General features: G+C 72.0%; 26 protein-coding genes and 3 pseudogenes. 14 read left to right on the forward strand and 15 right to left on the reverse strand.

What is annotated here, in order from left to right:
• Window positions 1-160: 160 nt before the first annotated feature.
• Genes VLY81_RS03905 through VLY81_RS03915 form a run of 3 tightly spaced genes read left to right on the forward strand, consistent with a single transcriptional unit; the run spans window position 161 to window position 3,379 of the window.
• Window positions 161-1,243, forward strand: coding sequence for a M42 family metallopeptidase (locus VLY81_RS03905; RefSeq protein WP_324669720.1), 1,083 nt, complete (start codon window positions 161-163; stop codon window positions 1,241-1,243).
• Between the two features lie 7 nt (window positions 1,244-1,250).
• Entirely contained in the window at window positions 1,251-2,372 is a 1,122-nt protein-coding gene (locus tag VLY81_RS03910) for a M42 family metallopeptidase (RefSeq protein WP_324669721.1), read from the forward strand.
• Window positions 2,357-3,379, forward strand: coding sequence for a M42 family metallopeptidase (locus VLY81_RS03915; RefSeq protein WP_324669722.1), 1,023 nt, complete (start codon window positions 2,357-2,359; stop codon window positions 3,377-3,379). The genes VLY81_RS03910 and VLY81_RS03915 overlap by 16 nt, the downstream gene beginning before the upstream one ends.
• Window positions 3,380-3,390: 11 nt before the next feature.
• Here VLY81_RS03915 and VLY81_RS03920 read toward each other — a convergent pair whose 3' ends face one another.
• Complete coding sequence (locus tag VLY81_RS03920) at window positions 3,391-3,531, reverse strand: hypothetical protein (protein ID WP_324669723.1); 141 nt, start codon at window positions 3,529-3,531, stop codon at window positions 3,391-3,393.
• A 92-nt stretch (window positions 3,532-3,623) separates the two neighbouring features.
• On the opposite strand from VLY81_RS03920, the gene VLY81_RS03925 reads away from it, so the two are divergent.
• Entirely contained in the window at window positions 3,624-4,394 is a 771-nt protein-coding gene (locus VLY81_RS03925) for an SDR family NAD(P)-dependent oxidoreductase (protein ID WP_324669724.1), read from the forward strand.
• A 16-nt stretch (window positions 4,395-4,410) separates the two neighbouring features.
• On the opposite strand, the gene VLY81_RS03930 is transcribed toward VLY81_RS03925, so the two are convergent.
• Window positions 4,411-4,896, reverse strand: coding sequence for a hypothetical protein (locus VLY81_RS03930; protein ID WP_324669725.1), 486 nt, complete (start codon window positions 4,894-4,896; stop codon window positions 4,411-4,413).
• Window positions 4,897-4,929: 33 nt separating this feature from the next.
• Window positions 4,930-6,237 carry a helix-turn-helix transcriptional regulator gene (locus VLY81_RS03935; protein WP_324669726.1) on the reverse strand — a complete coding sequence of 436 codons (1,308 nt, stop codon included), beginning with the start codon at window positions 6,235-6,237 and terminating at the stop codon, window positions 4,930-4,932.
• Window positions 6,238-6,332: 95 nt separating this feature from the next.
• Here VLY81_RS03935 and VLY81_RS03940 point away from each other — a divergent pair, with 95 nt between their 5' ends.
• Entirely contained in the window at window positions 6,333-6,656 is a 324-nt protein-coding gene (locus VLY81_RS03940) for a hypothetical protein (RefSeq protein ID WP_324669727.1), read from the forward strand.
• Here VLY81_RS03940 and VLY81_RS03945 read toward each other — a convergent pair.
• From VLY81_RS03945 to VLY81_RS03950, 3 genes and pseudogenes are all read right to left on the reverse strand, one after another.
• Window positions 6,604-7,086: a tetratricopeptide repeat protein gene (locus VLY81_RS03945; RefSeq protein WP_405001324.1), complete on the reverse strand. Its 483-nt coding sequence runs from the start codon at window positions 7,084-7,086 to the stop codon at window positions 6,604-6,606. The two genes, VLY81_RS03940 and VLY81_RS03945, sit on opposite strands and share 53 nt — an antisense overlap.
• Window positions 7,072-7,290: pseudogene (locus VLY81_RS14525) on the reverse strand (hypothetical protein); the annotation flags it as partial. The pseudogene VLY81_RS14525 and the gene VLY81_RS03945, both read right to left, overlap by 15 nt.
• A gap of 80 nt (window positions 7,291-7,370) precedes the next feature.
• Window positions 7,371-8,372: pseudogene (locus VLY81_RS03950) on the reverse strand (tetratricopeptide repeat protein); the annotation flags it as partial.
• A gap of 157 nt (window positions 8,373-8,529) precedes the next feature.
• On the opposite strand from VLY81_RS03950, the gene VLY81_RS03955 reads away from it, so the two are divergent.
• The 6 genes from VLY81_RS03955 to VLY81_RS03980 all read left to right on the forward strand — a co-directional run bounded on the left by VLY81_RS03955 (window position 8,530) and on the right by VLY81_RS03980 (window position 13,312).
• A complete protein-coding gene (locus VLY81_RS03955; protein WP_324669730.1) occupies window positions 8,530-9,381 on the forward strand; it encodes a hypothetical protein in 852 nt (283 codons plus the stop codon).
• 37 nt (window positions 9,382-9,418) lie between these two features.
• Window positions 9,419-9,967 carry a hypoxanthine phosphoribosyltransferase gene (gene hpt, locus VLY81_RS03960; protein WP_324669731.1) on the forward strand — a complete coding sequence of 183 codons (549 nt, stop codon included), beginning with the start codon at window positions 9,419-9,421 and terminating at the stop codon, window positions 9,965-9,967.
• 591 nt (window positions 9,968-10,558) lie between these two features.
• Window positions 10,559-11,581, forward strand: a complete 1,023-nt coding sequence (locus VLY81_RS03965; RefSeq protein WP_324669732.1) for a dipeptidase — start codon at window positions 10,559-10,561, stop codon at window positions 11,579-11,581.
• A gap of 42 nt (window positions 11,582-11,623) precedes the next feature.
• Entirely contained in the window at window positions 11,624-12,526 is a 903-nt protein-coding gene (gene galU / locus VLY81_RS03970) for a UTP--glucose-1-phosphate uridylyltransferase GalU (RefSeq protein WP_324669734.1), read from the forward strand.
• Window positions 12,527-12,540: 14 nt separating this feature from the next.
• Complete coding sequence (locus VLY81_RS03975; RefSeq protein WP_324669735.1) at window positions 12,541-12,750, forward strand: heavy-metal-associated domain-containing protein; 210 nt, start codon at window positions 12,541-12,543, stop codon at window positions 12,748-12,750.
• On the forward strand, window positions 12,734-13,312 hold the full coding sequence (locus VLY81_RS03980; protein WP_324669736.1) for an ECF transporter S component: 579 nt from the start codon (window positions 12,734-12,736) through the stop codon (window positions 13,310-13,312). The genes VLY81_RS03975 and VLY81_RS03980 overlap by 17 nt, the downstream gene beginning before the upstream one ends.
• Here VLY81_RS03980 and VLY81_RS03985 read toward each other — a convergent pair.
• Entirely contained in the window at window positions 13,293-14,015 is a 723-nt protein-coding gene (locus tag VLY81_RS03985) for a helix-turn-helix transcriptional regulator (RefSeq protein ID WP_324669737.1), read from the reverse strand. The two genes, VLY81_RS03980 and VLY81_RS03985, sit on opposite strands and share 20 nt — an antisense overlap.
• Window positions 14,016-14,181: 166 nt before the next feature.
• On the opposite strand from VLY81_RS03985, the gene VLY81_RS03990 reads away from it, so the two are divergent.
• Both VLY81_RS03990 and VLY81_RS03995 read left to right on the forward strand, forming a co-directional pair.
• The gene (locus VLY81_RS03990) at window positions 14,182-14,997 is read left to right on the forward strand and encodes a ParA family protein (RefSeq protein ID WP_324669738.1); all 816 of its coding nucleotides are present in this window, start codon (window positions 14,182-14,184) and stop codon (window positions 14,995-14,997) included.
• Window positions 14,998-15,025: 28 nt separating this feature from the next.
• The gene (locus tag VLY81_RS03995; protein ID WP_405001282.1) at window positions 15,026-17,638 is read left to right on the forward strand and encodes a Lon protease family protein; all 2,613 of its coding nucleotides are present in this window, start codon (window positions 15,026-15,028) and stop codon (window positions 17,636-17,638) included.
• Between the two features lie 205 nt (window positions 17,639-17,843).
• On the opposite strand, the pseudogene VLY81_RS14530 reads toward VLY81_RS03995, so the two are convergent.
• Window positions 17,844-18,644 (reverse strand): annotated as a pseudogene (locus VLY81_RS14530) (epoxyqueuosine reductase); the annotation flags it as partial.
• A 288-nt stretch (window positions 18,645-18,932) separates the two neighbouring features.
• Here VLY81_RS14530 and VLY81_RS04005 point away from each other — a divergent pair.
• The gene (locus tag VLY81_RS04005; RefSeq protein ID WP_405001325.1) at window positions 18,933-20,156 is read left to right on the forward strand and encodes a Glu/Leu/Phe/Val family dehydrogenase; all 1,224 of its coding nucleotides are present in this window, start codon (window positions 18,933-18,935) and stop codon (window positions 20,154-20,156) included.
• Here the strand turns inward: VLY81_RS04005 and VLY81_RS04010 are convergent.
• The 7 genes from VLY81_RS04010 to extP form a co-directional block, all read right to left on the reverse strand.
• Window positions 20,147-20,410 (reverse strand): hypothetical protein, encoded by a 264-nt coding sequence (locus VLY81_RS04010; protein WP_324669741.1) that lies wholly within the window; start codon window positions 20,408-20,410, stop codon window positions 20,147-20,149. The two genes, VLY81_RS04005 and VLY81_RS04010, sit on opposite strands and share 10 nt — an antisense overlap.
• Before the next feature lie 96 nt (window positions 20,411-20,506).
• Entirely contained in the window at window positions 20,507-20,797 is a 291-nt protein-coding gene (locus VLY81_RS04015; RefSeq protein ID WP_324669742.1) for a hypothetical protein, read from the reverse strand.
• Window positions 20,798-20,811: 14 nt separating this feature from the next.
• Window positions 20,812-21,615, reverse strand: a complete 804-nt coding sequence (locus tag VLY81_RS04020) for a hypothetical protein (protein WP_324669743.1) — start codon at window positions 21,613-21,615, stop codon at window positions 20,812-20,814.
• Between the two features lie 34 nt (window positions 21,616-21,649).
• Window positions 21,650-22,489, reverse strand: coding sequence for a c-type cytochrome (locus VLY81_RS04025; protein WP_324669744.1), 840 nt, complete (start codon window positions 22,487-22,489; stop codon window positions 21,650-21,652).
• A 147-nt stretch (window positions 22,490-22,636) separates the two neighbouring features.
• On the reverse strand, window positions 22,637-23,254 hold the full coding sequence (locus tag VLY81_RS04030; protein WP_324669745.1) for a QcrA and Rieske domain-containing protein: 618 nt from the start codon (window positions 23,252-23,254) through the stop codon (window positions 22,637-22,639).
• Window positions 23,255-23,281: 27 nt separating this feature from the next.
• On the reverse strand, window positions 23,282-24,106 hold the full coding sequence (locus VLY81_RS04035) for a cytochrome b family protein (RefSeq protein WP_324669746.1): 825 nt from the start codon (window positions 24,104-24,106) through the stop codon (window positions 23,282-23,284).
• On the reverse strand, window positions 24,106-24,873 hold the full coding sequence (extP, locus tag VLY81_RS04040) for a selenite/tellurite reduction operon b-type cytochrome ExtP (protein WP_324669747.1): 768 nt from the start codon (window positions 24,871-24,873) through the stop codon (window positions 24,106-24,108). Before extP ends, VLY81_RS04035 begins: the two co-directional genes overlap by 1 nt.
• Window positions 24,874-24,944: the final 71 nt, after the last annotated feature.

Raw genomic sequence — 24,944 nt, forward strand, 5'->3', positions numbered from 1 at the left:
TACGCAAGCCTGCCTTTCGCCCGTCGCACCATGCGTGCAGGAGGTGGGACCCCGTCCGGGTCGAAAGCCACCCACCTTGGAGGACTCGCCTCCAGGGGGCGGTTACTTTGCGGGGCGGGTCCATCTTCCTTCCGGTAGGCCGGAGAGGGGCAAGCGGACGATGGAGGACGGCATGGCCCGCACGACCACGGCCTTGCTCACCCGCCTGTCGCAGGCCGTGGGCGTCTCGGGTCACGAGCGTGAGGTCGCCGACCTGGTGGCCCAGGAGCTGGGGCCTTTCGTCGACGAGGTGCGCACGGACCGGCTGGGCAACTGCGTGGGGCTCCGTCGAAGCCGGACGGGGGCCGCGGGGGCTCCGCGGGTTATGTTGGCCGCCCATCTGGACGAGATCGGCATGGTGGTGAGCCGCATCGAGCGAGGCGGCTTCCTGCGGGTGCAGCCCATCGGTGGCGTCAACGTGCAGACACTGCTGGGGCGGCAGGTCGTGGTGCACGCCGCGGAGGGCCCGCTTCCCGGCATCATCGGCCATCCACCGCCTCACCTGACGGCCGACGGGAGCAGGGCCAGGCTGCCCCGGTGGGAGGAGCTCTTCGTCGACTGCGGGCTGTCCCAGGACGAGGCCGAGCGGCGCATCGCGGTGGGCGACCTGGTGACGGTGGCCCAGGCGCCGCTGCAGCTGCTGGGCGACCGCCTGGCCGGCAAGGCCCTCGACAACCGCGCCAGCGTGGCCGCCGTGGTGGAGGCCATGCGCCGCCTGCAGGAGCTGCGGCACGAGGCCGACGTCTACGCCGTGGCGACGGTGCAAGAGGAGGTGGGCCTGCGAGGCGCCGCCGTCAGCGCCTTCCACGTGGAGCCCGACGTGGCCATCGTCGTGGATGTCACCTTCGCCCGCCAGCGGCTGGTGAGCGAGCCGGACGTGGTCGAGCTGGGCAGGGGGCCCGCCATCGCCATCGGGGCCAACATGCACCCGCGCGTGGTGGAGGCGCTGACGGAGACGGCTCGCGAGCACGGGGTCCCGCACCAGGTGGAGGCCATCCCGGGGCGCTCCGGGACCGACGCCTGGGCCATCCAGGTGAGCCGGCAGGGCGTGCCGACGGGCCTCGTCTCGGTCCCCTTGCGCTACATGCACGGCCCCACCGAGGTGGTCCAGGTCTCCGACGTGCAGCAGACGGCGAGGCTCCTCGCGCACTTCGTGGCACGGGTGCACGCGGGCTGGGTCGAGCAGCTCGCCAGGTGGGAGTGAGGGGACGATGACCTTGCAGGACTCCCGATCCGCGCGACTCCTGGCCGACCTGGAGCACCTGTCGCGGGCGGCGGGGGTGTCGGGGGCCGAGGACGAGGTGCGCCGTCGCATCCTGGAGAAGCTGCGCGCCTCGGTCCCAGCCGACCGCGTCGAGACCGATACGATGGGCAACGTGATGGTGACGCGAAGGCCCCGCGCCGGCGACGACGGGCCCGTGGTGATGCTGGCGGCCCACATGGACGAAGTGGGGCTGATGGTCTCGTTCATCGAGAGCGACGGCACCCTTCGCTTCAAGAAGGTGGGGGGCATCGACGACCGGCTGCTGCCCGGCAAGGCGGTCCGGATCGGGCCCGAGGGCGTACCCGGCGTCATCGGCGTCAAGCCCGTCCACCTGCAGGGGGAGGACGAGCGAGGCCGCGTGGAGGAGGCCTCCCAGCTCTTCATCGACATCGGGGCCGAGAGCCGGGAGCAGGCCGAGCGGGTGGTCCGCGTCGGCGACCGGGCGGTCTTCGAGGCGCAGTGGTGCACCGTGGGAGCCGACGGGGTCTGCGGCAAGGCGCTCGACGACCGGGTCGGCTGCACGGCGCTGCTGGAGCTCTTGCGGGGTGACTACCCGGTCACGGTGGTGGGCGTCTTCACGGTCCAGGAGGAGGTGGGCCTGCGAGGTGCCCGCGTCGCGGCCTATCGGGTCGCCCCCTCGATGGCCCTCGTGCTGGAGGGCACGGTCTGCGCGGATCTGCCCGGCCGCGAACCCCACGAGGAGGCCACCCGTCTCGGGGAGGGCGCCGTGCTCAGCGTCATGGACCGCAGCTCCATCGCCCACCCGGAGCTGGTGCGAGCGCTGAGCGGCCTGGCCGAGCGGCATGGCATCCCCTATCAGTGGCGTCGCACGGCCATGGGCGCCAACGACGCCGGGGAGATCCATACCAGTCGCCGCGGCGTGCCCTCGGCCTCCGTCTCGGTGCCGTGCCGCTACATCCACGGGCCCGTGGCGCTGGCCCGCCTGCGGGACCTGGAGGCGGTGGTGCGGCTGGTGGAGACCTTCTTGCGAGAGCTGCCCGGGACCGGGTTGCTGCAGCGGCTGCAGGAAGAAAGGCGGTGCGAGGACGAGCCATGGAGCAGGAGTTGAGCCTGGAGGGGCGGATCGCGCGCCTGAGCGAGATGGTGGGGCCCTCCGGCCACGAAGAGGCGGTGCGTCAGGAGATCCGCCGGCAGGTGGCGCCCTTCGTGGACCAGGTCGTGGAGGACCCCATGGGCAACCTCTACGCGGTGCGACGGCCACGAGGGGCCGGCTCGGGCCTCAAGGTGATGCTGGCGGCTCACATGGACGAGGTGGGCATCATCGTGACCCACGTGGACGACGAGGGCTTCGTGCGCTTCGCGCCCGTGGGAGGGCTGTCGGCCTCGGTCCTGGTGGGCCAGCAGGTGGCCTTCGCCAACGGCACCGTCGGCGTCATCGGCGTGGAGCCGCTGGACGACCCCAAGGATCTCAAGGTCGAGCGGCTCTTCGTCGACATCGGGGCGACGAGCCGCCAGGACGCCCTGCAGCGGGTGCAGATCGGCGACATGGCCGTCTACCGGCGGGGCGCCTCCGTCGTCGGGCGTCGCATGGTCGGCAAGGCCCTGGACGACCGCGTCGGCTGCGCGGTCGTGGTGGAGGCGCTGGCCCGGCTGGGTGACTCGTCGCCTCACGAGGTGTACGGCGTCTTCACGGTGCAGGAGGAGGTGGGGGCCCGGGGCGCACGCCCGGCCGCCTACCGGGTCGCCCCCGACGTCGGCATCGCGGTCGACGTCACCGCCAGCGCCGACACCCCCAAGGCGAGGCCGCTGCCCATGGCGCTCGGCAAGGGCGCGGCCATCAAGGTCAAGGACAGCTCGGTCATCAGCCACCCGGGTCTGCGGCGCTTGCTGGTCCAGCGGGCCCGGCAGCGGGGGATCCCGTTTCAGATGGAGGTCCTCGACCGGGGCGGGACCGATGCCGGGCCCATTCACACCAGCCGGGAGGGCATCCCCTCGGCCGTCGTCTCCATCCCGACCCGCTACCTGCACACCCCGGGCGAGGTCATCGACCTGGACGACGCCCGGGCAGCGGTCGATCTGCTGGTGGCGGTGCTGCAGGACGAGATACGACTGTAGGGGACGACCCCTCAGAGGTTGACGAGGGTCAACAGCCGGCGGGCCATCCGGACGCGGTTGGGCTGCTCTCGCCGATCCCGTCCGGTCGCCCGCATCCACAGCCCGACGGCGCCGGCAACCAGGGCGAGGGCCGCGGCACGACGCCACCACATGGCACGCACCCCCTCGCCGCAGAGCTTGCCCCGGGCCGGGCTCCCTCATGCCCCTGGCCCCGGGCGCTACCGGAAGGAGGCTCCCGTGCGGGATGGATCTCGAGCTGAAGGGTAAGGTCGCGGTCGTGGTGGGCGCGAGCCGGGGCATCGGCCTGGCCATCGCCTCGGCCCTGGGGCGGGAAGGCTGCCGGCTGGCCCTCATCGCCCGGGGGGAAGGGGGCCTGCAGGAGGCCGCCGGCGAGTTGCGGGCCAGAGGCGCCGACGTGATGGATGTGGCGGCCGACGCCACTGACGCCGTCGCCATGGAGCGAGCCCTGGGCCGAGTGGGCGAGCGTCTCGGCGGCGTCGACGTGCTGGTCTACAACGCGGGCGGGGCCAGCGGGGAGCGGCTCTGGGACACCACCGACGAGCAGTGGCGGGCCGCCTTCGAGCTCAACGCGGTGGCCGCCGCCAGAGCCGTGCGCCTGGTCGCCCCCTCGATGAAGGCCCGAGGAGGCGGCTCCGTCGTCCTGATCGCCTCCATCTGGGGGCGGGAGAGCGGCGGGCGCATCGCCTACAATGCGGCCAAGGCGGCGGAGATCAGCCTCGCCAAGCAGCTGGCGCGCGAGCTGGTCCGGGACGGCATCCGGGTCAATTGCGTGGCACCGGGCTCCATCCTCTTCCCCGGTGGCTCGTGGGACCGCCGCCGCAAGGCGGACCCCGAGGGGATCCGGCGCTTCGTGGAGCAGGAGATCCCAGCGGGCCGTTTCGGCACGCCGGAGGAGGTGGCCGACGTCGTGGCCTTCCTCGTCTCGCCCCGGGCCCGCTGGGTCGTCGGCGCCTGCGTCCCCGTCGACGGGGGGCAGTCGCGCTCCAACATTTGACGTGCAGCCCGCGGGGTCAGGCCGGCGTCTGCCGGGAGCCCGGCGAGACGGGTGTGGCCGCTGCGGGTGCCTGGGCGGATGCCGCGGCGATGCGCTCCCGGCGTGCCGGGAGCACCAGCAGTGCCCCCACGGTGGCGAAGCCGACGGTAGTGGCGACCCACAGCCCGATGCGCACCGCTCCGGCCAGCGGGATGGCCGCGATGGCGTACATGAACAGGACGTACATCGCCACCAGCCCCACGGCTACCAGGATCCCCGTGACGGTCCAGGCTACTTGCTGGCGCCGCAGTCGCCGGTCGGAGGAGGGCTCTCCTACCACGAAGGCCCGTCGGAAGTCGAGGAATCCCGTCGTGCACCCGTTGGGGCAGCTGTACTGGACGACCCCCTCCCAACGGCGCGGCCGACCTTCGGCGTCGGGCGCCGAATAGGCCACGGTCTCCCGCGTCATGTCCGCGCCGCAGATCCGGCAGACCGGGCGGCGCTGCCATGGCCACTGCACCATCGAGTCCCCCCCACGTGGTCGATCCACGCTCGATCAATGCAGCGTCTGTTCGTAGACGTCCAGTGCCCGGGCCAGGTACTCGCTGGCACGGTCGTGCTGGCCCTGCTCGCGCAAGAGCCGCCCCAGCTCCGAGCAGGCGGCGGCCAGCTCCCGCCCCAGCCGCTCGGCCTGGGCGAGCTCGGCGGCGCGCTCGAGGCGCTCGATGGCCTCGGCGACGCGCCCCATCCGGGCCAGGCTCTGACCCGACACCAGCAAGAGCCGGGCCCGGTGCTGGGCAGGCGTGGCGGGATCGTCCATCAGGGCCGCGGCGCGAGCCAGGGCTCGTTCCCCCTGCCCCTGCTCGAAGAGCATCCTCACCAGCTCCACCTCGAGCCGGGCGGCCTCCTGCGCCTGTCCCGTCTGCCGCAGGACCGCACAGGCGCGCTCCATCGTCTCCAGCGCGCGGGCGCCCTCGCCTCGCTCTCTCAGGGAGGCGGCCTGCAGGGCCAGGGCAGAGGCCTCGAGGTGCGCCGACCCCAGCAGGTGCCCCAGGCCCGCCGCCCGCTCCCATGCCTCGAGCGCCCTCGCCTCGTCGCCCCTGGCGGCGTAGCAGAGCCCGAGGGCCATCAGCACGTCACCCGGCCAGATATACTGGTGCTGCTGGCCGGCCTGCTGCCAGAGGGACTCCAGCAGGGGCAGGGCCTCCTCGGTGCGGCCCGCATGGGCGTAGGCGACCGCCAGCCAGGTCTCGAGACGTCGGCCCAGGCAGGCCTCCTCCACGGAGCCGTCCGGGAGCAGCCGTCGCGCCTCCTCCAGGGCCTCCACGGCCTCCGGCCATCGCTGCAGGCGGGCGAGCTGGCTGCCCTCGACGGCCAGCACCAGCGCCAGCAGGCGCGATGGCCCGCTGGCCCTGAGGGCTCGCACGGCCGGTGCCAGCCGGCGGCTGCCCTCGTCGGGGCGACCCTCGACCAGCGCGAGCAGGCCCGCCAGGATGTCGAGGGCCGGGAAGCCGTCGTCCGCACGGGCGAGGCCATCCGCCGCCCCGCTGGCCAGGCGGGAGGCCAGCTCCTGGACCGGGCGTGCCTCGCCGTCGAGGAGCTGCCACAATGCCCGCTCCAGTACGAGCCATCGCTGGGTGTCGGGCGTCGACTCCCCCAGGCTGTCCTCCAGGAAGTAGGCCACGGGCTTGTAAAGGCGGGAGGCGATCAGTTCCAGCGACTTGAGCGAGGGCATGACGATGCCCTTCTCCAGCTGGCTGATGAAGCCCCGGGTCAGTTCGCGGCCCGCGAGCTCCTGTTGCGTCATGCCCAGCTCTTCCCGGCGCCGCCGGATGCGTTGACCGATGCGGGCCTGCAGCTCCAACGCGGTCCTCCTCCCGGGCGCGTCGCCACCCGTTCGTTATACTACCACTATCCCGACGGCGAAGGGTACGGTAAACCGGGAGGCGGTGCACAGCCGTGACGGTCGACGAGTTGTGGGAGCGGTACAACGAGCTCGCCTCGGAGCAGCCCCTGTCGCTGGAGGAGTTCGTGGAGATGGCGGTCTCGGGCCAGCTGGGCGAGGATGCGGTGGATCCCGAGACGCTGGAGCGGTTCTTGCGCAGGGTGGAGGGGATGATGCTGGCCAACATCGAGACCAAGCTCGAGGAGGCCCCTCACTTCCATGCCATGCGGGAGGAGGCCATCGAGCGCACCCAGGCCATGATCGCCGACCTCATCGCCCGGTACGCTACGAGTCGAGGCCCCCGCCCGGACCGCGACCAGGGCCCTCCTGTCGGTTGAGGGCATCGAGGGCGACTCGCAGCAACCGGCGGGCCGACAGGTCCCGCGGGTCCCGTCGCAGGGCGCGCTCCAGGAGCTCGGCTGCCAGGTGCGGGCTGCCTCGTTTGAGGTGGCAGGCCCCCATCACCCGCAGCACCCCCGGGTGCTCGGGCGCCATCACCAAGGCCCGCCGGGCGATCCGCAGCGCCTCCCGGAGTCGCCCCTGACGGAGCAAGACACCGCTGAGGCCCACCAGCCCCTCGACGTAGCCTGGCAGGCGCGTCACCGCGGCGCGGTAGGCGCCTTCGGCCTCCTTGAGCCGGTGCGCCCTCGCGTAGAGGCGGCCTACCTCGGCCCACAGCTTGGGTTGACCCAGGCCCAGGCGCAAGGCCGTGAGGAGCGCCGCGGCGGCCGCCAGGGGCTGCCCCTCCCGCGCCAGGCATCGCCCCAGCCCGTGCCAGGCCGAGGCCCGCGCCTCGCGGGTCGGTGCCTGGGTGGCGGCCCGCTCGAAGAAGGCCCGGGCCTCTGGTGCATGGCCCGCCTCGAGCAGGTCCCAACCCACCTCCAGTGCTGCCTCGGCCGCCGCAGCCGAAGCCGCGGCCCGGGACCGGCCCGGCCGTGCTCCGCCGCCTGCTCGACGCAGCGCTCGAACCATCGCACCGCCTCGGCGCGGCGGCCGCGGCGCAGCGCGATGCGCCCCAGGGTGGCCAGGTCATCGGGCCGGGCGCGCCCCCGGCGCTCGAGGCGCAGCAGGAGCCGGGACGCCTCGACGGAGGCGCCACGAGCCGCCAGCAACCGCCCCAGCCCGCTGAGGGCGACGGGATGGTCCGGGTGCTCGGCCAGGACCGACCGGAAGGCGCGCTCGGCCGCCCCGATCCGTCCCTGGCCCACGCGCACCTGGGCCACGCCGAGGCGTGCCTCCACGTCTCGGGGGTCGTCCACCAGCACCCGCCAGTAGCGCTGTAGCGCCAGGCGAAGATTGGAGCGTTGCAGCAGGGATCGGGCCTCCATCAGGTAATACCGACGCTCGGTCGCGGTCAGCGGGATGGCGTCGGGCGGGGCCACCGGCTGGCCGTCGTCGGAGTCGGCCACCAGGTCCCGGAAGAACTGGGGCTGAAGGCGCCCCATCAGCAGCCGCCAGGCGCCATCCGACATGCGGGCCCTCAGCCGCGCCAGCGGCCTCAACACGTCGTGGGCGCTGGGTGGCAGGACGAAGCAGCACGTCGCCAGATGCCAGCGCCCCTTCCACCTCAGCAGGCGTGTCCAGATGACGTCACCGCGGGCCAGTCGCCGGGCGGCCGCGGGCTCCTCGACCCAGATGGAGTCGGCGCCCGCCTCGCCGGTGCCGCGTCGACCCGGGGCGGGGAAGAAGGTGAGCCACATCCCTCCGGGGCCGAAGCCCACCACCTCGAAGAAGCCGGGCACGGTCTCCGCCAGGTCGAAGAAGGCCCGCCGCTGGTGGGCCGACAGCGCCCGCGAGGCCATCGCGTACTCGCGTGCCGGCGTCTCGCCCGAGCTGGTGGGGCGGTCGAACAAGAACCACTCGACGAAAAGAGCTCCGGTGGAGCCGCCCGGGATCTCGTGAGTCTCCACGTCGGGGCCGAAGAACTCGCTGAAGGCCTGCGGCAGCTCCCGGGCCGGCGGCCCGACCTGCGCGTAGCGCACCAGCTGCTGCACCGCTTGGCGCGGCGAGGAGCCGGCGTCGGGCGCCTCTTCGACCATGCGCGACCAGGACATGTGACGATGCCACACCCCTACGGTGGCCCGGGCCGTCCGGTCGGGCCTCGTGCCGTTTCATTCTAACAAAGCCCGGTCGCCCCTGCCGTCGACGGCTCCCTCCCTCGAGGAGGGCCGGCTCCCCCGGTGTGCTATGATGAGGCCAGTGGAGGGGCGCGTGGCTTCCAGGATCATCCTCTCCGGGCTTCGCGGTACGCTGCGGGAGCAGACGGCCGCAGTGGTCGCGGCGCTGACGGGCTGGCGTGTCCTGCCGGAGGCGCCGGACCACCGGGCCTCGGCCCGCCCCGATCCGGCCATCGTGCTGGCGTGGCCCTTCGTCGTGAGCCGGGAGGGAGCGGATGGGGCCGACGGGCTACGGGTCCTGCTCTGTGCCCCGTGGGTCACCCGCATCCGCCGCATCGCCGCCGAGGACGGGCTGGGCGAGACCGAGGCTGCAGGGCTCGCCATCGCCCAGCAGCGGGAGCTGGACGAGCAGGCGCGCCGGGCCGGCTGGGCCGGTGCGGAGGATGCGGAGCGGTTCGACTTGGTGATCAACACGGACCGCCTCGCACCTTCGGCGGCGGCCGGGCTGATCGTCGCCGCCTGGCGCGGCCGGGAGTCGACCCGCCTCGCCGCAGGCGAGGCCCCGGTGCGTCCCGCCGCCCGGGCGTCGGAGGGGGCGCCCCCTCCGGTCCATCACCCGGCGCCGCCCGACGGTCGGGTCAGCTTCGCGCACCCGAGCGAGGAGGAGTTCGCGCGGGTGCTGGACTTCTACCGGGTCCGGTGGCAGTACGAGCCCACGACGTTTCCGCTGGAGTGGGACGAGCAGGGCCGGGTGACGTCGGCCTTCACGCCCGACTTCTACCTGCCCGATCTGGACCTCTACGTGGAGCTGACCACCATGAAGCAGGGGCTGGTCAGCCGCAAGAACCGCAAGATCCGCCGGCTGAAGGAGCTGTACCCCGACCTCCACATCAAGGTCTTCTACGGCAGGGACTACGAAAAACTCCTGCGCAAGTTTGGCCTTTAAGCCGGGGGCAGCTGAGGCGAAGGCGAGGTCGTCACCCTTGGCGGAGGACGCGACGAGACCGGGCGGTCCGGTCGGACGGATCGTCTACGACGAGCCGACCATCCGCCGGCGCGTGCAGCAGCTCGGGGAGGCCATCAGCAAGGACTACCGGGATCTGCATCCCGTGCTCGTCAGCGTGCTGAAGGGCGCCATCTACTTCCTGGCCGACCTGAGCCGTGCCCTCCAGATCCCCCACCAGCTCGACTTCCTGGCCATCTCGCGCTACGGCCGCAGCTCCGACGAGACCGGCGTGGTGCGTATCACCAAGGACCTGGACATCCCCATCACGGGACGTCACGTGCTGATGGTCGAGGACATCATCGACACGGGGCTGACGCTGCGCTACCTGTTGCGCATCCTGGAGGGGCGGCGTCCTGCCAGCCTCCACGTCTGCACCCTGCTCGACAACCGCACCCGGCGGCTGGTGGATCTGCCCATCCGGTACCGCGGCTTCGCGGGGCCCGACGAGTTTCTCATCGGGTACGGGCTCGACTGGCGGGAGGACTGGCGCCATCTGCCGTACCTGGCCGTCCTGGCCAGGCCGTGACCCGAAAGAGAATCGCAGGGTCCCCGTCGGTCGGCCAACTCCGGCTGGTCCGGACGAGCCGCCGTACGTCCGACGCCCCCGGCCGGCGACCCGGCGCCGGAGGGGCCACCTGCGGGCGGCTGGCTGGCATCGCCGGCCGTGCGGGTCGGTCTTCTCGCTGGTGCCCCCGCTCCGGTCTCCCGGAGGGGCGGAATCGCCCTCGAGGAGGGGCCGACCGCCGTCGCCGGCGCCGCCACGGCGTCCGCGTCCGAGGCCTCGTCTCCGCTCGCCGGCTCGACCGGTGCCATGTGCGTCGCCGGTGGGCGGCCTTGCCGGCTCCGGAGCAGCCTGTGCCGTCGGGGCCCTGCACCTGCACCCTACCATACGGCGGGAGGACCGTCGACGGACCGGTTTCCTCGAGAGGGACGCCAGGTCCCCTTGTGCGCACGCGGACGGGCTGACGCGTGCAATGGCGCACGAAATCGCTGTTTTAAGCGATTACAAGTAGAAGACTCCCGGACGCCGGGGAAGGGGGCGGGCTGCTCTGTGCGGAATCCCATCCGGCCGAAGCCGAGCAGGGTGACGGGCGCGGCGGAGAGGGTGAATCGTCCCATGACGGACCCGGTGCAGTCGCATGCGCGTCGACTCCACTTCGACTCGCTCGTCTTCGATGCGCATGCGGACACCATCGCCATCGACGTCGTGGAGGGACGCCGGCACCTGGACGAGACGGGCCGGGGCGGGCACGTGGACCTGCAGCGCCTGGCGGCGGGAGGCGTCGGGGTGCAGATCTTCTCCCTCTACGTCCCTCCGACGGTGCCCACACCGCACAACGCCCTGCGGGCCCTGACCATCCTCGACGCCCTGGCGGCCGAAGTGCAGCGGTCCCCCGACCGCATCGTCTGGATCCGCCGGGCCCAGGACCTCGAGGAGGCTCGCCGCAGCCGCAAGCTCGGCGTCATCGCCAGCCTCGAGGGATGCGAGGTGCTGGCGGGCAGCCTCGCCGTGCTGCGGACGCTGTACCGCCTGGGCGTGCGGGCCGCCGGCCTCACCTGGAACGTCCGCAACGAGGTGGCCGACGGCGTCGGCGAGCCACGGGCCGCGGGCCTGACCGCCTTCGGCAAGGAGGTCGTGGCGGAGATGGACCGCCTGGGGATGGTGGTGGACGTCTCCCACCTGTCGGAGGCGGGCTTCTGGGAGGTGATGGAGATCGGCCGCCATCCGGTCATCGCCTCCCACTCCAACGCCCGGGCCATCTGCGACCACGTCCGCAACCTGACCGACGACCAGATCCGGGCCCTGGCGCGCAAGGGCGGTGTGATGGGGATCAACTTCTTCCCGGGCTTCCTGAGGAAGGAGGGCCCGGCCACCCTCGACGACGTGGTGCGCCACATCGAGCACGTCGTGGAGCTGGTGGGGCCCGACCACGTGGGGCTGGGCTCGGACTTCGACGGCATCTCCCGGGTGCCGCAGGGCCTGGAGGATCCCTCGCATCTGCCGGCGCTGACCGAGGCGCTGGTGCGGCGCGGCTACGACGACCTCGCCATCCGCAAGATCCTGGGCGAGAACTTCGCGCGGGTCTTCACGGCGGTGCTCGGCGCATCGGCCGCACCGCTCGCCCCGCCGCAGGGGTAGACTGCCAACGGAGGGTCGCTGAAGAGGAGGAGAGGTCCCGCCATGGAGATCCGCAAGGCGGTCATCCCGGCTGCGGGCCTGGGGACGCGGTTCTTGCCGGCCACCAAGGCCCAGCCCAAGGAGATGCTGCCCCTGGTGGACAAGCCCACCATCCAGTACATCGTCGAAGAGGCGGTGGCCTCGGGCATCGAGGACATCCTCATCATCACCGGCCGCAACAAGCGCGCCATCGAGGATCACTTCGACCGCTCCATCGAGCTGGAGCTGGCCCTGGACGGCAGCCACAAGGAGGAGCTGCTCAAGCTGGTCCAGGACGTCTCCGAGCTCGTCGACATCCACTACGTCCGGCAGAAGGAGCCCAAGGGGCTGGGGCACGCCGTCTGGTGCGCGCGCAAGTTCATCGGCGACGAGCCCTTCGCGGTGCTCCTGGGCGACGACGTGGTGCGGGCCGAGGTCCCCGCCCTCAAGCAGCTCATCGAGGTTTACCGGCGGAGGGGCGGCTCGGTGCTGGGGGTCCAGGAGGTGCCCGCGGACGAGGTGAGCCGCTACGGCATCGTCCGGCCGCGGCCGGTCGAGCCGCGGCTGTACGCGGTGGAGGACTTCGTGGAGAAGCCCGCGCCCGAGCGGGCTCCGTCGCGGCTGGCCGTCCTCGGGCGATACATCCTGGAGCCCGAGATCTTCCGGATCCTGGAGCGCACCCCCCCGGGCGCAGGGGGCGAGATCCAGCTCACCGACGCGATCCGGGAGTTGGGGCGCCATCGCCCCATCTGGGCGTACGTCTTCGAGGGCAGGCGTTACGATGTGGGCGACAAGCTGGGCTTCCTGCAGGCGACGGTCGAGCTGGCTCTGGAGCGGCCCGACCTGGGGCCGGCCTTCCGGCGCTACCTCCTGGCCATGATGCCGCGTCTGGCCGAGCAGGAGCCGAGGGCCGCCCACCGTCGCTGAAGGGAGAGGGTCGGATGCAGACCGAGGTCTTCACGGTGCCGGGCATCTCGTGCGACCACTGCCGGCGCGCCATCACCGACTCGGTGCGGCGGCTGGCGGGCATCGTCTCCGTCCAGGTCGACCTGGAGGCCAAGAAGGTAGCGGTCACCTTCGATCCATCGTCGACGGGGGCAGACCGGATCCGGGTGGCCATCGAGGATGCGGGCTATGACGTCGTCGCGTGAGGAGCCGCCGGCGGCTCGATCGCGGCCGGGCAGGCGCGCAAGCCCCTCCCTGGCACGGTGGGCCTACGCTGCGGCCATCGCGGGGCTGACGCTGGCCGCCACCCTCTACGTGCGCGTGCCGGGACCCGGGGCGGGCCAGTACTTCAACCTGGGCGAGGCCGTCATCTACTCGGCGGCGCTGCTGGCCGGGCCCTGGATGGGAGCGGCAGGGGCCGTCGGCGCAGCCCTGGCCGACCTGCTGGTGGGTGCAGCGGTCTGGGCGCCGTGGACCCTGGTCGTCAAGGCCGTCGAAGGCGCACTGGTGGGCTGGATGGCCTCTCGCTCCCGGGGGGCCCGGCGCTGGTGGCGCGATCTCCTGGCCATCGTACCCGGAGCCCTCTGGATGATGGCGGGCTATGCGCTGGCGGCCTGGGTGCTGCTGGGGCCCGGCGCCGTGCCTGCCGAGCTCGTCATCGACGGGCTGCAGACCTCGAGCTCCGCGGCCGTGGCTCTGGCCGTCGCGCCGGCGCTGCGGGCGGCGCTCGGGCGCGCAGGTCGAGACGTCAGCGTGCGGCCGGGATGACTACGTAGTCGCACGTGGCCTGCCCGTTGCCCATGCTGCTCTGCTGATGGAGCTCGATCGGGCCGACGGCGCCCTCCAGCACACCCCGCAGCATGGCCCGGTGGATGGCGCAGACGCTGGGGCCGTGGTCGGCGAGCAGCTCCCGGAAGACGCAGGTGGCGAAGCGCAGGCCGATGGATCCGTCCTGCCGGCGCCATGCCTGCTGGACCGAGGCCACCTCCGACAGGGCCGAGACCAGGCGCTCGTCACGGGCGCCGTCGGCCCAGCCGTTGACGGAGGCCCCGCCCGGCGGTGGGGCGGCCTGGCCCTGCAACCGGCGGCCCAGCCGCACGCCCTCGCGGTGGGCGGCCTCCTCGGCGGCCTGCAGGGCGTCCGGCCCGAGCCGCTCGACGGTCTCCACCAGCAGGCGTGCCAGCGTGAGCCACTCGCGGCGGGGGAACTGCAGCGTCACCGCCTCGTCGGAAGCCGAGTAGCGCTTGCCGGGGCGCCCGCCGCGCCCGCTCTTCTCCAGGACCGACTCCACCAGCCCGATCTCCTCGAGCCTCGCCAGGTGGGTGCGAGCCACGTTGGGGTGCAGGGAGAAGGCCTCAGCCACCTCCTGGACCGTGAAGCTGCGAGGCCGGCTCTGGACCAGCCGCTCGTAGATGGCGAACCGCGTCGGGTCCGCCAGGACCGCCGCCACGTCGGTGGGCTGTGCAGGCATGGCCATCTTCCTTCCCGTCGCGGCTCCAGCATAGGGGTCGGGTTTCAAACGTGTCAACGTGACGAATGCCCTCGACCCTGGGGACGTTGGACATGGCCGCACCCGACGGGCAGGGGAGCGGCTCGCCAGCCCAGAAGACCGCTGCATCCAGGGAGGGACGTGGGCGGTGGGCCGTCTCATCGCGGTGGTCAACCAGAAGGGCGGGGTGGCCAAGACCACCTCCATCTACCACCTGGGCGTAGGGCTGGCGCGCCTGGGCCGCCGGGTGCTCTGGGTCGACCTGGACCCGCAGGCGGCCCTCTCGGCCTGGTGCGGGGTCTCGACCGGCGACGACGGGCAGCCCGGCACCTATCACGGTCTGTTGAGCCGGATGCCCGTCGAGCGGCTGCTGGTGGAGGATCGTCACGGCCCTCACCTGGTGCCGGCGGGGCTGGAGCTCTCCCTGGCCGAGCTGGAGCTGGTGGGGCAGATCGCGCCCGAGCGCCGGCTGGCGCGCCTGTTGGGCCCGGTGCGGGACCGCTACGACTACATCCTGGTCGACACCCAGCCCTCGCTGGGGCTCTTGACGCAAAATGCGCTGGTGGCGGCCGACGAGGTGCTCATCCCCGTGGCCTGCGAGTACCTGGCGGTGCGGGTCCTCTCGGTGGTGATGCGGGCCCTGGCGCGGGTACGGGTGCAGGCCAACAGCCAGCTCAGGGTGGCCGGCATCCTGCCCACCCTCTACGACGGCCGCACCCGGCATGCGCGGGAGGCCCTGGAGCAGATCAGGAGCCGCTTCGGCCAGCGGAGCTCGGTCTTCGAGTGGCCGGTGGTGCGCTCGGTGCGCTTCGCGGAGGCCGCTGCCCGGGGGCTCTCCATCTGGGAGATCGCACCCGACCACCCCGGCGGCCGTGCCTACGAGTCCGTCGCCATGGCCCTCGACGGCCGCCAGGTGGCACCGGTCGCCATCCCCGAGTGGGAGGAAGACGAGGCGCCTCAATGAACCCATCCCGCGGAAGGAGCGTGGACGCTTGCAGCCCGACGCCGCACCCTGGCAGCATCTGGAGCTGACGCCCGAGCAGCTGTCGTTGCGCTTCCCTCCCGAGCGTCTGGCGGGTGAGACTACCGACGAGATCGAGCCGCTCGAGGGGATCATCGGCCAGGAGCGGGCCGTGAGGGCCATGGAGTTCGGGCTGCGGGTCAAGCATCCCGGCTACAACATCTACATGGCCGGCCCTACCGGCACGGGCAAGAACACCTACGCCCGTCGCATCGTCCAGGAGTTCGCACGTCAGGAGCCGGTCCCGGACGACTGGGTCTACGTCTACAACTTCGCCGCGCCCGACGAGCCCATCGCGCTGTCGCTCCCTCCCGGCATGGGCTCGCAGCTGGCGCGTGACATGGACGAGCTGGTGGAGGAGCTCAAGGCTGCCGTCCCCCGCCACTTCGAGTCCGACGACTACGAGAAGCAGCGGGATGCCATCGTCCGGGAGTTTCAGGAGCAGAGCCAGGCCCTCATCGACCAGGCGGAGAAGGTGGCTCAGGAGCACGGCTTCGCGCTGCGCCGCACCAGCACCGGCTTCGCCACGGTGCCGCTGGTCGACGGGCGGCCCATCACCCAGGAGGAGTTCGAGACGCTGCCGGAGGAGCAGCGCCGGGCACTGGAGGCGGCCAACAAGGAGATCCACACCCACGTGGCGGAGGCCACCCGGCGGATCCGGGCGCTGGAGAAGCAGGCGCGCGAGCGGGTCCGGGATCTGGAGCGGGAGGTGGCGCGCTCGGCCGTCAGCCAGCCCATGGCCGAGCTGAAGGAGAAATACCAGGCGCTGCCCCGGGTGGTGGCCTACCTGGAGGCCGTGGAGCGCGACATCGTCGAGAGCATCGACGAGTTCAAGGACGAAGAGGAGGACGAGCCGCCCATGCCGTGGGTGCGCCGGCGCGGCCGTCGCTCCTTCGTGCGCTACCGCGTCAACCTCCTGGTCGACAACCAAAGCGCCCAGGGCGCCCCGGTCGTCATCGAGGCCAACCCCACCTTCGCCAACCTCTTCGGCAAGCTCGAGTACCGTCACGAGCTGGGTGCCATGGTGACCGACTTCACCATGATCAAGGCCGGCGCGCTGCACCGGGCCAACGGCGGTTACCTCATCGTGCAGGTCCAGGATCTCCTCAAGAACCCGTGGGCGTGGGACGGTCTCAAGCGGGCCCTCAAGAGCGGCGAGGTGCGCATCGAGAGCGTGGGTGAGCAGATGGGCGTGCTGCCCGTCTCGGCGCTCAAGCCGCAGCCCATCCCGGTACGGGTCAAGATCGTCATGGTGGGCAGCCCTTACCTCTATCACCTGCTGCTGTACGCCGACGAGGAGTTCCGCAAGTACTTCAAGGTGCTGGCCGACTTCGACGTGGAGATGCCCATCTCCGACGAGCATGCCAACGCTTACGCTCGCTTCGTGGCGGCTGTCTGCCGGCGCGACGGCCTCAAGCCCTTCCATCGGGAGGCCGTCGCGCGCATCATCGAGCACTCGGCCCGGCTGGCCGAGCACAAGGGGCGGCTCTCCACGCGGTTCAACGAGATCGTCGAGGTGGTCTACGAGGCCTCGGCGTGGGCCGGGGCGGAAGGGGCTGCCCTGGTGCAGGCCTCGCACGTCCGCCGCGCCATCCAGGAGCAGGAGTACCGCTCCAGCCGGGTGGAGGAGAAGTTCCTGGAGCTCCTGGCCGAGGGGCAGATCCTGGTCGACGTCGATGGCGAGCGCATCGGCCAGATCAACGGGCTGTCCATCGTGGAGCTGGGCGACTACGCCTTCGCCAAGCCGACCCGCATCACCGCCTCGGTGGCCGTGGGCGACCGGGGCGTCGTCAACATCGAGCGCGAGGTGGAGATGTCGGGGCGCATCCACGACAAGGGGGTCCTGATCCTCTCGGGCTACCTGGCCGAGAAGTACCCCATCGGCATGCCCCTGGCGCTGTCGGCCAGCCTCTGCTTCGAGCAGCTGTACGAGGAGATCGAGGGCGACTCGGCCTCCAGTGCCGAGCTGTACGCGTTGTTGTCGGCCCTCTCGGGGCTTCCCATCCGCCAGGGCATCGCGGTGACGGGCTCCGTCAACCAGAAGGGCGAGATCCAGGCGGTGGGCGGCGTCAACCGCAAGATCGAGGGCTTCTTCGCCCTGTGCAAGCTCAAGGGGCTGACGGGGCAGCAGGGCGTCATCGTGCCGCAAGCCAACGTGGTCAACCTGGTCCTGCGTGACGAGGTGGTGGAGGCGGTGCGGGCCGGACGCTTCCACATCTGGGCGGTGCGCACCGCCGACGAGGGCATCTCCATCCTGACGGGCGTGCCGGCCGGCGAGCCGGGCCCCGACGGCTTCTATCCCGACGACACCGTCAACGGTCGGGTCTGGCGGACGCTGGAGGAGATGTCGCGGCGGATGGCCGAGTACGGCAAAGGCTCGCCGCTCGACGATCCGCCCAGCGCGCCGGCGGACGAGGCGCCGCCAGCGCCCACGCCGATGCCTCTCGCACCAGCGGAGAGGGATGCGAGGCGGCCAACCGGGCTAGGGCCTCGACGAGGGCCCGGTACGTGGACCTCTCGCCGGCGCCTGTGCCGCTGGCTCGCTCGCTGGCGGGCCGTGCTGCGGCGTGCCGTCGGAGCCTGACGCCGGCCGCGTAGGCGGCATTGCGCTGGAGATGGGAGAGCCCTCGCCAGGCCACGGCGCCCCGGCCGAGTCCCGCACGGAAGGCCGGGGGCTCCATCGTCAGGATGTCGACCAGCGGCACCTCCGGCGACGTGCCCCGCACCGGCCGTAGCGCCGCGCCCGCCCCGAAGGCCAGCGGCGCCTGTGCCTCCTGGTTGTAAGGGCAAGCCATCTGGCAGAGGTCGCATCCGAAGAGCCAGTGCACCAGCGACGCCCGCTCCGCCTCGCTCAGAGCGCCTCGGCGCTGTGACAGCTGCGCGATGCACCGCTCGGGCTGCATCCGGTAGGGGGCCAGCGCGCCCGTGGGGCAGGCCCGGATGCACCGGTCGCACTCCCTGCACGGATCCACCGGCACCGGCGGAGCCGTGCCCAGGTCCCGCTCCCAGGGCAGGGGCACGGCTCCCTCCGGCAGCGGCAGCCGGGTCGCCACCACGCCGAGCACGATCCAGGAGCCCGCGCCGGGGGCGTAGGCGCACGTGTTCTTGCCGATCCAGCCGGCGCCGGCTCGCCGCCACAGATCCCGCTCGACCGGCGGGCCGGTGTCGACGAAGACCCGGAAGTCGGCCCGTCTCCGTCCGCTGTGGCGGGCGGCCCAACGGGCCAGCCAGCGCAGGCGCCGGTGGAGATGGCGGTGATACTCCTCGGGCAGGGCGTAGGCGGCCAGGCGTCCACGGGGCCCCTGCTGGTCCGGGCGACGGCGGCTCGTGATCGCCCCGGGCGGCGCGTAGGCGAAGGCCGCCACCCAGACGCTGCGACACCCGGGCAGCCAGCGCTCGGGATCCGTGCGGCTCACGACGTCCCGCTGGCAGAAGAGGGGGTACGTCCCATCCTGCTGGCGCTGGACCAGCAGGGCACGTAGCTCGTCGAAGGGGCGAGCCGCGACGATGCCCAGAGCCACGGCGCCGATGCCTCGTGCCGCGCGGCCCAGCCGTTTCAGGAAGTCAGGGGGGATGTCCCCGGTGTTCATCGCCCTACCCCTGTCGCGCACATGCTAGGTCGTGAGATCGTGCAGCACGGCCGTATACAGCGTACCGCATGCTCTTTGCGGATGCTTGCCATCTCCTCATTTGACGGCAGGAGCCGGGGCCCCCTGCATCGTACAGACGTGGCTATATATTCATCCAGCCCCAGCCTGTGAGGAGCGATGACCATGGAGACCACCTCATCGGACCCGACCTTGCGCTCGGTGGCGACCAACGGCGCGGCCGACGGCGCCGAGCGCACGTCCGGCGCCCGCGTCCCCTCGGCTCTCGAGATGGCGGTGACGCAGCTGCGGCGGGCGGCTTCGCTGCTCGGGCTCGACGCCGGGCTCGTCAAGTACCTGGAGACTCCCAAGCGCGTCTTGACGGTCTCCATCCCGGTCCGGATGGACGACGGCCGGCTGGAGGTGTTCACCGGCTACCGGGTGCAGCACAGCCTGGCGAGGGGGCCGGCCAAGGGCGGCATCCGCTACCATCCCGCGGTGACGCTGGACGAGGTGACGGCGCTGGCCATGTGGATGACGTGGAAGTGCGCCGTGCTCAACCTGCCGTTCGGAGGCGGCAAGGGCGGGGTGGTCTGCGACCCCCGTGCGCTCAGCCCCCGGGAGCTGGAGCAGCTGACCCGGCGGTTCACCGCGGAGATCAGCGTCATCATCGGTCCGGACCGCGACATCCCCGCCCCGGACGTCTACACCAACCCTCAGGTGATGGCCTGGATCATGGACACCTACAGCATGCAGCAGGGCCACCCGGTGCCGGCCGTCGTGACGGGCAAGCCCGTGGAGGTGGGGGGCTCGCTGGGCCGCGAGCAGGCCACGGGCCGCGGCTGCGCCATCTGCGCGGAGGAGGCGGCCCGCCGGCTCGGTCTGGACCTGCGGGGCGCCCGCGTGGTGGTGCAGGGATTCGGAAACGTGGGGCGGTACGCCGCCCTCCACCTGGAGCGCATGGGGGCCCGGGTCGTCGCGGTCAGCGACTCCCGGGTGGGGCTGCTCGACGAGCGCGGCCTCTCGGTGAGCGAGCTCATCGCCTACAAGAAGGCCCAGGGCAGCCTGCGCGGCTTTGACGCGGCCTCGACCCTGGCGCCCGAGGCGGTGCTGCAGGTACCGTGCGACGTGCTGGTGCCGGCCGCGCTGGAGGGGGCCATCACCGCCGACAACGCCGAGCGCATCCGGGCCCGGATCGTGGTCGAGGGAGCCAACGGCCCCGTCACGCCCGAGGCCGACGAGATCCTGGCTCGACGCGGCGTGACCGTGATCCCCGACATCCTCGCCAATGCCGGGGGCGTCACCGTCTCGTATTTCGAGTGGGTCCAGGGCCTTCAGGAGTTCTTCTGGCCCGAGGAGCAAGTCGACCGGGAGCTGAGCCGGCGGATGCGGCAGAGCTTCGATGACGTCTGGGCCACGGCCCGGCGGCTGGAGACGGACCTGCGCACGGGCGCGATGGCCCTGGCCGTCTCACGGGTGGCGGAGGCAGTGCGCCTCCGGGGGATCTACCCCTGAGGCGCCCCCTCCCACGGGTCGAAGGGCTGGCTCGACCGGCAGACGTCGGACATGCCGCAAAGGTCGAATGCGACGATGTGCCGGCGCAGCACCTGCTCCACGTTGGCCCGCACCCGGGCCATGTACTGGCGGCGCTCGGGCTCGGGGAGGGGGAGAAGGGCCTGCTCGGCCAGGACGTCGACCAGCTCGGGGAGGGTGAGGCCGCTCAGCTCGACGTGGAGCTGATGCACGCTCCGGGTACGCACCGCGGACATCCTACCACGCCCCTTCTCAGGCGGCGGCGAGGTGCGCCCTCGTCCTGGACCTGAGCCTAGACGCTTTCGCCCCGGAGCGACAAGGGACGGTTGCCCCTAATCCCTGGCCTCCGGCGGCCCTGAGGCGTCGGCCGCGTGGGGGTCGTGCCTGCCCGCGAGGGCCCTCCCCAGCAGCCAGCCACCACCGGCCACCGCCACGACGGCGGCCAGGGCCCCCAGCCACAGGGGCCACGACATGGCCACCAGGGTGGCGGGGCCCAGCCCGTGCCGTGCGAACCAGAGGAAGTTGAGCGCGACCGCCGCGAGGGTGATGGCGAGCGCCACGATGCCGCCCCAGCGTCGAGCGGCGACCGAGCCCTCTCCGTCTCGGGACGTGCGCTGGCGCACCCCGGTCGTCCCCCTCACGCCCGCACCTGGTGGTGGCGCAGGGCGCCGGTCGCCGGACCGAGCTCCGCGGCCGCGGGGGCGAGCACGTCGGCATCCAAGCGCTGCGCCAGTGCCGCCGCCAGTGCCCGCCACTCCTGCTCCTGCAGCGGTCGCACCGCCTCGGCGGGAGGTCGCAGCAGAGGTCCGAGCACCTCGGGCACGTGCTCCACGTTGGCCAGCCCCACGCCGAGGACCCGCATCCGCTGGCGCTCGTCGGGGTGGACGCGGCGCCGCAGGAGCACGATCAGCCCGTATCCCGGCACCCGCGCCGGTGCCCGGGCGTCGGGCTGGACAGGAGCGGCGCGGTGAGGTGCCTCCTGCTCGCCCGACTGGACCTGCGCCTTGAGCTGGCGGACGGCCTCTCTCAGACCGGCCGCGGCGCGCTGCAGCCGCCGCGCGGCTCCACCCCTGCGGGTGGACTCGGCCATCGAGAGGGCCGCCGCCACCATGACCCCACCGGGACCGACCAGGAGATAGCCCCGGCTCCAGCCGCGACGCCGGCTCCAGGCAGGGGGGAGCCGCAGCACGGCCAGCCCGCTCGAGGCCCCGGCCAGCCGCCGCTCGAGCTCCTGGAGCGCCCGGCCGATCTGGTAGGACTCGGCGGCCGCGGCGAGCGCCCAACCCGTCAGCACCAGGAGCAGGGTGGCGGCCATGCGGTACCCGGGCACACCCGTGGTGACCGTGGCCCGAAAGGCTGCCCCGGAGACCAGGGCCGCCAGCAGGGCGGTCCCCAGCCATGCGCGTACCGCTCGTCCCGTCACCTGATCGTCGCCACCCATCCGGCGGGCGCGGCCCGGCCGCCCGCGGGCCCCTTCACTTGAGGCCCATCAGATAGCGGGCCACGATGTCGGCCTCCTCGTCGGTGAGGCCCAGATCGGGCATCTGGGTCGGCCCGTAGTCGATGCGCGTCCCGGACGGCTGGCCGTCGGGGCCGATGCCCGCGAAGTTGGAGAAGTAGACCGGCGCCCGGTTGGCCGTCGTCTGCGGGTCCTGGATCCAGCCCACCAGGAAGTCATGGTCCAGCCCCCACGACCCCACGTCGCTCAGGTTGGGGCCGATGTAGCCGCCGACGCTGCCGATGGTGTGGCAGACGAGGCAGCCCTTCTGCGCGATGATGGCCTGAGCCTGCTGCTGTACATCCTGGGGCACGCCCCGGGCAGGCGGGAGCTCACCCTCGAGCCGGGCCGCGGGGATGTAGCGGCTGACCCGTTGCCACTCGCCGGACATCAGGAAGTAGACGACCTCACGCAGGGCCTGCTCGTTGAGCGGGCCGCCCGCCTCGACGCTCCACGCTGGCATCGCCGTGAAGGAGGCCCACTCCCCGGTCGGCAGGCGCACCCAGCGCGGCGTGGTGGAGCCCGGTCGGCCGCGGGCCACCGTGTTGTAGAGGAAGTCGTAGGTCTCCCGATCGGTCTCGGGGTCGCCCTGGAGGGCCTCCCGGTCCAGGGCCGGGCCCACGACGCCCTCCCCCGCGGGCCCGTGGCAGATGACGCAGTTTTGCGCGTAGAGCTGGGCACCCCGCTCGACCATCTCGGCCCGAAAGGCCGCCTGCGTCGCGGCCATCCGGTTGCCCTCGCGGGCCCAGTAGACGCCCCAGACGACGACCAGAGCCCAGCTCAGGATCGTGACGATGACGTAGGTTCTGCCCTTCACGCGTCGAGCGGCTCCTCTCTACTCGTCCCGGATGGCCCGGTCGATGAAGTACAGGGCGGCCAGACCCACCACGACCAGGAGGAAGACCAGCAACAGCTCGACGGATTCGGAGACTTCCACCGCTCGCTCGACTCCTCTCGCCCTGCCTCAGACGGGCGTCACGTGCTCCGGGAGGTGGACGGAGCGCTCGTGGATCTCCCGGGTGTTGACGATGACCCGACCGTTGACGATCTCCACCGTCATGTAGTCCAGCGGCCGGGGCGCCGGGCCGGCGATGTTCTGGCCCGTGCGCTCGTAGATGGAGCCGTGGCAGGGGCAGTGGAAGAGGTTCTCCTCCTCCCGCCACGGCACGGTGCAGCCCAGGTGCGTGCAGCGCCAGTACAGCGCGATGATGCCGTCCTCCAGGCGGCTCAGGTAGAACTTGCCCTCCCGAAACGGCGTCACCGAGCCGACGGGGAAGTTGGCCAGGGGACCGGCGTCGATGCGGGAGCCGAAGCCCGTGACCCGACGGGGCCAGAACATGGCCAGGCCCGCCAGGGCACTCTGCACGAAGAAGACGATGGCAGAGCCCCACATGAGCCAGCGCAAGACGTAGCGGCGCTTGAAGTCGGGATCGTTGGGATCCACCTCGGTGCCCCGAGCGGCGCTGCGGGCAGGACGAGCCGCAGCGGCCGAGGACGGGCCGGCGGCGGTCCGGGCCGCGACCGACGGGCGCGGCGAGGCAGCCGCGGCAGGCTTCTCAGGCGTGGTCGGCTGCGACTCCATCGTGACTCTCTCCTCACCTCTCCGGGTTCAGTGGTTGGCCGGGGGGATCTCCCACGGCCACATCAGCGCCATGCCGGGTCCGCGAAACGCGGTGCCCACGATGGTCAGCACCAGGAACGAGGCGACGAAGAACGTGAACAGGCCGATGGCCTGCTCCCGGGTGTCGGCGTGCCACCGGCGCCGGAGGATGAGCACCAGGGAGGCCGGGATCAGCAGCATGATGAAGCTGGGCACCAGCCAGCCCGCCACCACGCTGATCAGTTGGTCGCTCAGCGGCCACCCGGCCGCCTGGAGGTTGTGCAGCCAGTACCGGATGATGGGCCCGATGCCGTGAGCGCCGGCTTCGCCGGGCACCGGCAGGTACTCGTCGATGAGGATCAGGGCGATGTTCCAGATCGAGGTGTAGACGAAACTGAGGACGGTGATGGCCACGCCGCGCGGGCTGTAGAACCAGACGCCTGTGCCCTTGCGGCGCACGTCGATGTAGGGCAGGGCTGCGAGCCCCAGCAGCACGGCGCCCGGCACGATGACGCCGGCCAGCGCCTTGTCCATGTGCAGCAACAGCTCTTGCAGCCCCAGGAAGTACCAGGGCGCCTTGGCCGGGTTGGGGGTCACGTCGGGATTGGCCAGCGGCGCCAGGGGCGCGTCGATGAAGACCGCCATCACGGAGAGGAGCAACAAGAAGAGCAGGGCGGCGATGAACTCGATGCGCACCAGGTACGGCCAGACCAGCACCTTCTCCATGGGGTTGGGTGCGCCGGCCGTCGACGGGGCACCGGCACCGGCGGCCCGTGCCGGTCGCGTGGCGGGCCGGGCCTGCGTCTGCGTCTCGGGGGTCGCCATCGCCACCATCACCCTTCCTCCATGGCCGGCGGCACGCCCGGCCCCTCGGCCTCGTCCTCCAGCACGGGCGTGGAGATCCCGCCGTCCTTGCGCACACGCCAGAAGTGCAGCGACATCAGGCCGATGACGGCCAGGGGCAGGAAGATGACGTGGAGCGTGTACCAGCGGATGAGTGTCGCCTGGCCGATCTCGTACCCGCCCAAGAGCAAGAAGTTGATCTGATCCCCGATGAACGGCGTCGCCCCGCCGATGTTGGTGCCGACCGTGATGGCCCAGTAGGCCAGCTGATCCCACGGCAGCAGGTAGCCCGTGAAGCTCATCAGGAAGGTGAGCGTCAGGAGCGCGACGCCGATGACCCAGTTGAACTCACGGGGGGGCTTGTAGGCCCCGGTGTAGAAGACCCGGCACATGTGCAGGAAGACCAGGATCACCATGGCGTGGGCGGCCCAGCGGTGCAGGTTGCGCATGAACTGGCCGAAGACGACCTCGCTCTCGATGGCCCGGATGGACCAGTAGGCGTCCTGGACGTTGGGGATGTAGTACCACATCAAGAAGACCCCGGTCACGGTCAGGATGACGAACATCCAGGCCGACAGCCCGCCCAGCCCCCACGTGTACGTGACCCACGTGCCGCGCCGGACGATACGGGCGGGATGCAGGTGCAGCACCAGGCTGTCCACCATGACGGCCAGCCGTGACCTGGTGGTGCTGGGGTAGGGGTTGCGATAGATGGAGCGAAAGACCCGGGTCGACTTGACCCACTCGAGCACCGACATCGGGTACCCTCCCTGCGATGCAAGGCCACCGCGGCGGCGCCCCGTGCCTCACCGGGGGCGAGGCGGCGCCG

It is taken from the genome of Limnochorda sp. LNt (assembly GCF_035593265.1).
Classification (GTDB): Bacteria; Bacillota; Limnochordia; order Limnochordales; family Geochordaceae; genus Geochorda; species Geochorda subterranea.

Coding starts and splice junctions, on each gene's coding strand:
- extP (WP_324669747.1), bottom strand. CDS start 24,873: ATGTCGGTGCTCGAGTGGGTCAAGTCGACCCGGGTCTTTCGCTCCATC.
- VLY81_RS03965 (WP_324669732.1), top strand. CDS start 10,559: ATGACGGACCCGGTGCAGTCGCATGCGCGTCGACTCCACTTCGACTCG.
- VLY81_RS03975 (WP_324669735.1), top strand. CDS start 12,541: ATGCAGACCGAGGTCTTCACGGTGCCGGGCATCTCGTGCGACCACTGC.
- galU (WP_324669734.1), top strand. CDS start 11,624: ATGGAGATCCGCAAGGCGGTCATCCCGGCTGCGGGCCTGGGGACGCGG.
- VLY81_RS03930 (WP_324669725.1), bottom strand. CDS start 4,896: ATGGTGCAGTGGCCATGGCAGCGCCGCCCGGTCTGCCGGATCTGCGGC.
- VLY81_RS03925 (WP_324669724.1), top strand. CDS start 3,624: ATGGATCTCGAGCTGAAGGGTAAGGTCGCGGTCGTGGTGGGCGCGAGC.
- VLY81_RS04005 (WP_405001325.1), top strand. CDS start 18,933: ATGGCGGTGACGCAGCTGCGGCGGGCGGCTTCGCTGCTCGGGCTCGAC.
- VLY81_RS03905 (WP_324669720.1), top strand. CDS start 161: ATGGAGGACGGCATGGCCCGCACGACCACGGCCTTGCTCACCCGCCTG.
- VLY81_RS03985 (WP_324669737.1), bottom strand. CDS start 14,015: ATGCCTGCACAGCCCACCGACGTGGCGGCGGTCCTGGCGGACCCGACG.
- VLY81_RS04020 (WP_324669743.1), bottom strand. CDS start 21,615: ATGGGTGGCGACGATCAGGTGACGGGACGAGCGGTACGCGCATGGCTG.
- VLY81_RS04035 (WP_324669746.1), bottom strand. CDS start 24,106: ATGGTGGCGATGGCGACCCCCGAGACGCAGACGCAGGCCCGGCCCGCC.
- VLY81_RS03915 (WP_324669722.1), top strand. CDS start 2,357: ATGGAGCAGGAGTTGAGCCTGGAGGGGCGGATCGCGCGCCTGAGCGAG.
- VLY81_RS03980 (WP_324669736.1), top strand. CDS start 12,734: ATGACGTCGTCGCGTGAGGAGCCGCCGGCGGCTCGATCGCGGCCGGGC.
- VLY81_RS04010 (WP_324669741.1), bottom strand. CDS start 20,410: ATGTCCGCGGTGCGTACCCGGAGCGTGCATCAGCTCCACGTCGAGCTG.
- VLY81_RS04030 (WP_324669745.1), bottom strand. CDS start 23,254: ATGGAGTCGCAGCCGACCACGCCTGAGAAGCCTGCCGCGGCTGCCTCG.
- VLY81_RS03910 (WP_324669721.1), top strand. CDS start 1,251: ATGACCTTGCAGGACTCCCGATCCGCGCGACTCCTGGCCGACCTGGAG.
- VLY81_RS03920 (WP_324669723.1), bottom strand. CDS start 3,531: ATGTGGTGGCGTCGTGCCGCGGCCCTCGCCCTGGTTGCCGGCGCCGTC.